At 47.5% G+C, this 9173-nt stretch carries 8 protein-coding genes; all 8 read right to left on the bottom strand.

Features of this window, described 5'->3' with window-relative positions; genetic code table 11:
* Positions 1-5: 5 nt before the first annotated feature.
* On the bottom strand, positions 6-1667 hold the full coding sequence (locus tag VNN20_03325; protein ID HWP91217.1) for an FAD-dependent oxidoreductase: 1662 nt from the start codon (positions 1665-1667) through the stop codon (positions 6-8).
* Between the two features lie 115 nt (positions 1668-1782).
* Complete coding sequence (locus tag VNN20_03330) at positions 1783-3213, bottom strand: ATP-binding protein (protein HWP91218.1); 1431 nt, start codon at positions 3211-3213, stop codon at positions 1783-1785.
* A gap of 49 nt (positions 3214-3262) precedes the next feature.
* Positions 3263-4432, bottom strand: a complete 1170-nt coding sequence (locus VNN20_03335) for a universal stress protein (protein HWP91219.1) — start codon at positions 4430-4432, stop codon at positions 3263-3265.
* Positions 4433-4710: 278 nt separating this feature from the next.
* Positions 4711-4866, bottom strand: a complete 156-nt coding sequence (locus VNN20_03340) for a hypothetical protein (GenBank protein HWP91220.1) — start codon at positions 4864-4866, stop codon at positions 4711-4713.
* 376 nt (positions 4867-5242) lie between these two features.
* Positions 5243-6235, bottom strand: a complete 993-nt coding sequence (locus VNN20_03345; protein ID HWP91221.1) for a lyase — start codon at positions 6233-6235, stop codon at positions 5243-5245.
* 107 nt (positions 6236-6342) lie between these two features.
* Positions 6343-6819, bottom strand: a complete 477-nt coding sequence (locus tag VNN20_03350; protein ID HWP91222.1) for a PPOX class F420-dependent oxidoreductase — start codon at positions 6817-6819, stop codon at positions 6343-6345.
* A 204-nt stretch (positions 6820-7023) separates the two neighbouring features.
* Entirely contained in the window at positions 7024-7449 is a 426-nt protein-coding gene (locus VNN20_03355; protein ID HWP91223.1) for an OsmC family protein, read from the bottom strand.
* A gap of 40 nt (positions 7450-7489) precedes the next feature.
* Entirely contained in the window at positions 7490-8497 is a 1008-nt protein-coding gene (locus tag VNN20_03360) for an NAD(P)-dependent alcohol dehydrogenase (GenBank protein ID HWP91224.1), read from the bottom strand.
* Positions 8498-9173: the final 676 nt, after the last annotated feature.

The raw sequence follows: 9173 nt of genomic DNA on the forward strand, positions 1-9173 counted from the left end.
TAGACCTATAGCTCAGAGAGATACTCATGCACGAATTTAATCGCCATGGAGCCCTCCCCCACCGCCGAGGCAATCCGGTTCATCGCCCCCGCTCTTACGTCTCCAGCAGCGAAGATTCCCGGAATGTTTGATTCCAGCAAGAACGGCTGGCGTTCCAGTTTCCAGACCTTTTTGAAATTTTCATAATTATTAAGGTCTCTGCCTGTCTCTATGAACCCTCCGGTGTTCTTGATGATGTCGAGCTTGATCCAATCGGTGTAGGGCCTGGCTCCGATAAATATGAATAACGACCGGGCTTTCACATTCATCTTTTCCTTTGTATCAAGGTCTTCGATAATTAACTCTTCCAATTTCCCGTCGCCGGTTGCCTCCACCACTATTTTTTTGCTATGGACCTCGATGTTCTCGGTCTTGTTGACCTGGTCGATCAGATATTGGGACATGGTCGAAGACAAGGAAAAACCCCGTATCAAAATGTGAACCTGGCGGGCAAACTTTGATAGATACATCGCCGCCTGGCCGGCTGAATTCCCCCCGCCTATTATGTACACATCTGAGTTTCTGCAAGCGTGGGCCTCTGTATTCGCTGCTCCATAGTAAACACCGGCTCCGGTAAAATCGTTAATCCCTTTGGCCGGGTGATGCCGGTAATTCACTCCGGTGGCAATGATGACGCTAAGCGTTTTAACCTCGCTGCCATCAGATAGCGTGACTATCTTGTATTTATCCTTTAGCGTAATATCGGATACCTCTTGAGGGGAGAGAAATTCTGCACCGAAACGCATCGCTTGAGATATGGCCCTTCTGGTAAGCTCAGAGCCGCTGAGGCCAGAGGGGAAGCCCAGATAATTTTCGATCCTTGAGCTGGTTCCGGCCTGTCCGCCCGGAGCTTTTCTCTCCACCAGCAGCGTCTTTAACCCCTCCGAAGCCCCGTAAACCGAGGCGGCTAACCCGGCTGGGCCTGCCCCTATTATCACCACGTCATACAATGTATCCGACGCCTGCGCTCTTAATCCGATTTTACCGGCCAGAGACAAGGGGCTGGGATTTATCAGATAAGAACCGTCCTCGAAGAAGACCGCCGGAAGGTCTTTGCTGTCGATTCCGCTAAGGGTCAAGAGTTCTTTTGCCTTATCGTTAGTCTCGACATCAAGCCATAAATAGGGGATTAGATTTCCGGCAAGAAAATCCTTAATGGCGTGAGAGTGGGGAGACCATTGATAACCTACCACTTTGATCCCTTCGAACTCCGGTTTAAATACATTGAGCCAGTCATCCAGTAGGTCGTTAAGGACTGGATAAAGCTTCTCCTCGGGCGGGTCCCAGGGTTTCATCAGATAATAATCGAGCTGAACATCGTTTATCGCTTTTATGGCGGCATCGATATCGGAGTAAGCGGTGAGGAGGGTTCTCTTCGCATCCGGATAATACTCTTTAGTCGCCGCCAGGAAGACAACCCCTTCCATATCCGGCATCCGCTGGTCGGAAATAAACATGGCCACGGTCTCATTCCTCAGCTTCAATTGCTTGACGCTTTCGAGCGCCTCCGGCCCTGACCCCGCGCTCAACACCCGGTAGTCTTTGCTATAGGACCTTCTCAGGTCTCTCTCTATAGCTCTTAATACTTGAGGGTCATCATCTATGGTGAATATTATTGGCTTCTTCATGACTTAACCTTTCTTATTCCGGATTATAAAAATGTTGGCCACGGAGGGCACAGAGGAAACAAATTAAATTTTTGTTCTTTCTCTTTTTTCTCTCCGTCTGCTCTGTGGCTAAAATTTACAGATCAACGGGCAAAGTAACTTTAAATCTGGTAAATCCCGGCTCGGAGAACAGGTTGATAGAGCCTCGGTGTTGGTTGACCACAATCCGGTTAGAAATCTCCAAGCCCAGGCCCGTGCCCTCACCAACCCTTTTGGTAGTGAAAAAAGGCTCGAATATCCGGTGCTGAATTTCCCTGGGTATTCCGGGACCGTTGTCTATGACCTCCACGGCAACCATGTCATGGTCGTTTTGTTCGAGGTATGTCCTGATAGTTATGGTGCCTTCATGAGGTAAGACGTCAATCGCGTTGTCTATCAAGTTTGTCCACACCTGGTTTAACTCGCTTCCATACGCCGATATTTTAGGAATATTTTCCCCGTATTCCTTAATCAGCTTGATTTTCTTCTTCTTCAACTTATGTCCCAGTATGATCACCGTATTATCGATGCCCTCGTGAAGGTCAATTTTCGACTTTTCCAGCACTTGGTCCATGTAGGAATATGATTTCATGGCCGTAACCAGCTCGGATATCCTGGTCGTGCTCTGCTTTAATTCACTCGATAAAAGGCGCATCTCCACGTCCTTATAAAGCCAGTTCAATCCATTGGCGATATGCTCCGCTACTACCTTTTTTAGAAAGAAATCGGCCAGGTTCTCCTTGGTATACCCTACCGAGACCAAAGTGGACGCAACATTCCAGGGATCCTCAACACCGTACTCCTGTAACCAATTCGCCAACTCATCCTCTAAATCGCTTTTCTCCAGAGAATCCAATTTAACTCTATCGATTCGGAGGATGTCCACCAAGGACTGAAAAGGAAACCCATCTTTATTAACATCATCCCTGAGCATCACCCACTTGAGCATTTCTGAGGAGTGTATGTCGAACTCCTGTAAAGTTTTGGTAAGATTCTCCGCCGTTCTTCTTGCCGCAGAAGCGGGATTATTAAGCTCGTGTGCCAAACCGGCTGCCATGGTCCCTAGCGAAATAAGCTTCTCCCTTTGATAGGAGAGCAACTGAAGCTGTTGCATTCTCTCGGCCATGTCGGCGAGTATTTTTTTTCTCACCGTACCGCAGTTCCCGATCATGGACCAAAAAAATTCCTCGCTTAAAAGGAGAAGCTTTGCGTCTGTCAACGCCACGCCGTTTGCCAGGTGAGGGGTTCCCGCCAGCAATGGCACCTCTCCGCCGGTCATCCCTTTGGCAAAGTTGGTGATGGGCAGTTTCTGCCCGTTAATCACCCTGTATGCTTGTATCGTTCCTTCTAAAATGACGAAAAAGTATCTTGCCTCGTCCCCTTCGCTAAATAGCATTTCTCCCTGCTTTAGCTCAATAATATCCCCATTGATTTCGCAGCTTATCTCCTCTTCGTCCATCTCGGAGAAAAGACCCACTTCATCTGCTAGAAATTTCACCACGTCATAGGAAAGTTTGCTTGCTATCATATTTTCAACCCTAACTGATAAGTGAAAAGATTTTGTTATGGCTCCTCTTTTATGACCTTTTTCTCAACGCGGGAATAGCGAGTAATGGGCAACGAGCACCTCGTAAAACTCGCTCCGTAGTGCTTCCGCGAAACACATCCAGAAACCCTTCATGGCCGTGCGCCGTCATCACTATGAGGTCTGCGGAATACTCATTCCCCACATGAAGGATCTCTTTTACCACATCACCACGCCGCATAACTTTCTCCCATTGCCAACCCTCTCTCCTGGGAATATTGACTGCGGGCATTTCACTACGGTCCCCTACATGAACGAGCAAAAATAAGCAATGTTCACAGCCGAGAGCATCAACCAACGCGGAGGCGGCGTTTACCGCAAGTTGTGGACTGGGATGTTTATCAATCGGAATCAGCACCCGTTTCAAACTGACTGTGCCGTTTTTGGCCGACACGAATCCGTCAACCCCGTCCGGAACGAATAATGTCATCTCGCCCGACCCGAGCGCAATGGGCATGGCCATCGATTTCCTGAGCCAGCCTGCGGGCTCCCTGGACTGATGAGTAGCAAGCACTATGAGGTCAGTTTGGCTGTGTTCGAGAAAATGCAGAATTGAATGAATTGGGTCCTCATGGACTTTAATAATTTTCTCCACACGAATGCCTACTTTTTCCGTCACATCCTCTTTAGAACTTCCTTCAGGCAATATCCCCCACCGCTCTAGTGTGTGCCGCACCTCCGGGAACTCGAAGAAGTGGGCGTCGTCTCTCTTCGGAGCTACGTGTAAAGTGCTAAGCCGTCCTCCGATAATAACCGCCAATTTGAGTGCATGGCAAAAAGCAATTTCGCTCGTCTTAGAAAAGTCTGTCGGATGGAAGATGCTTCTCAGGGAGACTAATGATGACCTTTTTGTATATCCAGTACTTTTTTCACGCCATTCTTGCTCATTAGGTCCATGGCAAGTTTCTTCGTGTTGAGGATGGACGTTTCTCTGGGATGCTTCTTCTCTTACCGTACTTGTATCAGACCTGACAACCCTTTCCCTTAACAACTTATAGGCGTTATTTATTTCTTTGAGCGTCTCTTCTGCCTTACGCTGCAGCCTCGGATTGTATGAATATCTGTCCGGATGCCATACCTGCACCAAATCCCTGTATGCCTGGTCCAATTCCGCTTTGGTAAAATCCCTATCAAGGCCAAACAGTTCTATTAACTTTTCCATGTATGTTTTGATTGCTAAATAATCGGACTAAAATAACTAATCTTGTACTACTCCTCAAACAAACTCTGGTAAGTAAACCAGCTAACTGGTTGCTTATGCGAATCCCTCGTTACTAAACAATCAGCTAGTTTTTGTTATTCCGACTCGCTCGATATTTACTAAAGAGAGAAGCCCCCTTGTTAGATGCTTAGAGAGCCTCTCTCGCTCAAAGGAAGATGGATTTAGGGCCAAAATTTAGCTTGAGTTCAAAACATTGAAACAACCGATCCAGAAAATATTTATGCCTCTTGGCCCTTATCCTCACCCTTATCTTTGGATGATCCCTTGTCCTTACAGGCCATGGCATCCTTAGTTATTCCGGTCAAGGCGGAAAAAGAAACGCTCCCAAAAGTTAAACCTATGGCAACTGCTATTGCGATTATTAACTTGCTCATGAATAACCTCCTGTTTTAGGAAATTGTATAAAGTTTACCGAAGCTTTATGCATTTGTCTTTCAAATTCTTGCTGAACGTCCAGAGATCACCATCAATGACATACTACAATACAACAAAGATGCTTTAACCTGAAATTTGGATTCAATTCTTTTCAATAAAGGGAATGATTAAATACTTTATGGATGCCCGATTAAACCTGTCCCCACATGTTATCCGATTAATACTTTCGGATACAAGCTTTAGCGGGGAGCATTCGGGCATGACATGAAAAGATCACCATTTCCGCACGTTACCCGCTTAGTACACGCGGGCACAAGATTTAGCAGGAATCCAATATTTATTTGAACCCTTATCACCGGACGTGGATTTAAACCGCTAGCGGCGAAGTTCGATAATGCCAACTTTGTTCACCCCGCTGCCGGCCAGGTATAAATTGCCCTGAGGAGTCGCCACCATGTGACGAACCACTCCCCCGCCGGATGGAATAGTCCATGTGGAAAACGATTGCGTTTTGGGGTCAAACCGGACAATAGTGTTTGGGCTCACACCGGATTCACTGTACCAAACCATCCCGTCCAGTGTTGCGGCAATACCATAGGGGCGAGATTGAGGACCACCTGGAGAGGCCCACTCTTCTACTTTACCCGTCTTTGGGTCGAGCCGGCCTAAATACCCACGAGCATAGTCGGTGTAATAGACCGTACCGTCTGGGGTAATATCCAGCCGTCTAGGCCTGGCGCCTTCCGGAAGCAAGTACTCGGTGATCTCCATGGTGTCCGGATTAATCTTCCCAATCTTGTTTGTACCCAACTGGCAAAAGAACGGAACGCCTTCAGAGTTTACGACAATCCCGTATGGTCGAGAGTTAGGCGTGGGCGACTGTTTGAGTTTGATTTCTCCAGTCTTCGGGTCTAAGCGCCCCACAAAATTCCCCCGCTGTACGGTGAACCACAGTATGCCTTTCTGGTCGAAGATCAGGGTGTGTGGGTCGCTGGCGTCGGGACCGGGCATGGGATACTCGGTTACTTCGCCTGTTTTCGGATTGAGCTTCCCGATGTAACCCCGGTAATTTGCGGTGAACCAGATGTTTCCCTCTTTATCGGACACCAGACCGTGCGGGCCTGAATCTGCCGTCTTTAGCGGATATTCTTTTATTTGTCCGGTCTTAATATCCAGCCGCCCCAGATTATTTGCCCCCATTCCTGTATACCAGAGTGAGCCGTCCGGCGAAACCGCTGGGTCATGAGGAAAAGCATTTACCGTGGGAACATCCCACTCCTTGATAATGACGGTTTCCTCGGCCATCGCCGAGGACAAGATCAAAAATAAAATCGAAATAAAGAAAGCTAAAAACCAATTGCATACCATTCTTCCACTCCTTCTCCTCAATTTTTTTATAATTATCTTTATCGTCATGCATTTGAAACGCGCTACTCCGGTCAATGCCAAATACACCCTGGTTGTTAGCCTAATGTCTACAATATGCGAAGGTCAATGCCTGTCTTCTCTGCGGCGGCAACCTCGTCGAATGTCCCCTTAGACTGGTCCCAGGAATAAATTCGATTGGGAGTCACTTTGATTACTACCTGCGGATTCTTCATGAGCATGTCCGTGATCGAGTCGGCTTGTCCATCGCCCGCATATTTTTTAGCAATATCGCGGATAAACGGACGAACATCTCCGCGAATCAACTCCGCAGTGCCATGGACAACCACCGCCTTGTACGGAAGGCTATCGCTGCTTACCGCTATGCTTATTCTCGGGTCCCTGCTGAGAGAACGGCTCTTCGGATTTCCATCCATCAAAGTCATATAGAAATACCGGCCGTCATAATAGCACCAAATGGGAGTAACATGTGGATGCCCGGTCTTGGTGAGCGTAGCCACATAGCAAAGCCGTGGCTCTTGTAAGAAGTCGTAAATCTCCTCCCTGGTCATGGTTAGCTTGCTCATGAGATACCTCCTCACAAAATATTTCTTGAAATTATTGTGAATTATAATTCTATAGAGCAGTTTCGATGTTATCTTCCAGATTATAGCTACAGGCGAAAAAATTCCTGAGAATTCCTTGGTAAAAAATAAGCATGGTACACGAGGTCATAGGGCCGGGTACGGAGATTGAACTCTCTTTGCTACCTTCTAACTTCTATTGAGCACTCAACCTTGCAACTTTGCCTCCATCGTGATCTTCGCATTCAAAAGGCGTGAAATCGGACACCCTTCTTTAGCGTTTTTGGCTGCTGTTTCAAAGGCCGTATGGTCTGCACCCGGAATCCTTGCGGTTACGTCAAGATGAACTGCGGTTACCGTCCAGCCCGCGTCCAGCTTTTCCATAGTGAGCGTAGCGGTGGTGTTTATGCTTTCGGCGACCATACCGGCATTGCCCAGTTGTGCGGATAAAGCCATCGAGAAACAACCGGCATGGGCCGCGGCTATTAGTTCTTCCGGATTGGTACCGATTCCATCCTCAAAGCGGGTGCTGAAGGAATATTGAGTATTGGATAAAACACCGCTATCGGTGGAGATAGTTCCTTTACCGCTCTTAAGGTCACCTTTCCATACTGCCGAGGCTTTTCGTTTCATGATTACCTCCTTGTTTTTTCATTGGGATATTTTTATTATATCAGAGTCGAATAACCACTTTGCCAAAGTGCGCACCACTTTCCATGTAGCTAAACGCTTCCTTAGCCCCCTCAAACGGAAAAACCCGGTCAATCACCGGATGAAGTTGATGCAAGGAGATTGCGCTATTCATCGCCTCGAACATGTCGCGAGAACCCACATAGATTCCCTGTATACGAACGTTTTTCATCACCGCCGGCAAGGGGTTGGCTTCTCCTGCCCCGGAAAGCACCCCAATTAAGCTGATATGACCGCCTATACGCACAGCCCGTAGCGATTTAGCCAATGTTCCAGCCCCACCTACCTCTACCACATGGTCGACTCCCACTTTGCTGGTTAATTCCCATACCCTCTTTTCCCAGTCCGGCACGGATTTGTAATTAATACCGTCCGATGCCCCCATCTGTTTGACCCGTTCCAGCTTTTCGTCGCTGCTGGATGTGGCAATCACCCTTGCACCAGAAATCTTGGCGAATTGTAGCGCAAAGATGGAAACCCCTCCCGTGCCCATCACCAGCACCGTATCGCCGGGCTTCATGCCACCCGAGGTAACAAGCCCGTTCCATGCCGTAACCGCGGCGCAAGGTAATGTCGCTCCCTCTTCGTAGGACAGATGCTCGGGGATGTGTACCAATCCATCTTGATTGAACAAAACATACTCCGCAAGCACACCGTCTATTGCACCGCCCAGAGCCGATTTCGCTTTGCTCTCGTCTAACCCTCCAGATATCCAGGTCTGAAAGAAGGTGCCAGCCACCCGGTCTCCCGGTTTAACCCGTGAAACGCCGTCTCCAACTTCGACGACCTCGCCCGCACCGTCTGAGCAAGGAATAAGACCGGACGGGAGATTTCGGCTATATGCTCCTTTGACCACCAGCAAATCACGGTAGTTGAGCGATACGGCTTTAATCCTCACCAGTACCTGTCCATATCCCGGCTTAGGATTTGGTCGTTCAACTAAATCGAGTGAGTCAATGCCCGCTGCTTGTTTTATCTCAAAAACCTTCATGGTTTATCCTCCTGTCGATTCATCGAAAATCATAACACTCTTTCTTTATACTCAATTATTATATTGGGAAAATCTGCCCGAATCGATAAGTCATATCAATTATGTCAAGTAACAGTGTATTCAAGAATAGTTGTTAGTTGTCATTGCGAGCCGCCGCCTTTTGGCGGCGTGGCAATCTCGTATTTAGATTACTTCATTAGACTGTTTCCACAATCTGCTACTCTCCCTGTCATTCCGAGTGAAACGAGGAATCTTTCTTTTGATTTCTCCCGGAGTTTATCCTGAACATAGCGAATGTGTTCCTCGCAACGGCAAGCCTCGTTATGCACTATCGAAAAATTGAATCTGTACTGGTCACACTTATATTATTGAATAAAGGTGTCGCTTCACTGCTGTCCAAAATAATCAGGTATCAAGAAATCCATCCCCGTAAAACAAGGCTTTTAGACAGATAAAACCTCCTTTTCAAAACCAGGTTACCCCTCTTTTGTCTGTTTACTCTGCATATGCTGTCCAAATCATATACCCTTAAAATAAAGTTGTTCAGCATCAGGCACTATGGGTGGTATTTCAAAAGGATTATCGATCCACTCCCATAAGTCTCTGTATGTAAACAGGTTATACCTCAACATGGCCACCAGGTTTGACAATGACCACTCGAACGTAGAACGGAACT

Source organism: Thermodesulfobacteriota bacterium (genome assembly GCA_035559815.1).
GTDB lineage: Bacteria > Desulfobacterota_D > UBA1144 > Nemesobacterales > CSP1-2 > DATMAT01.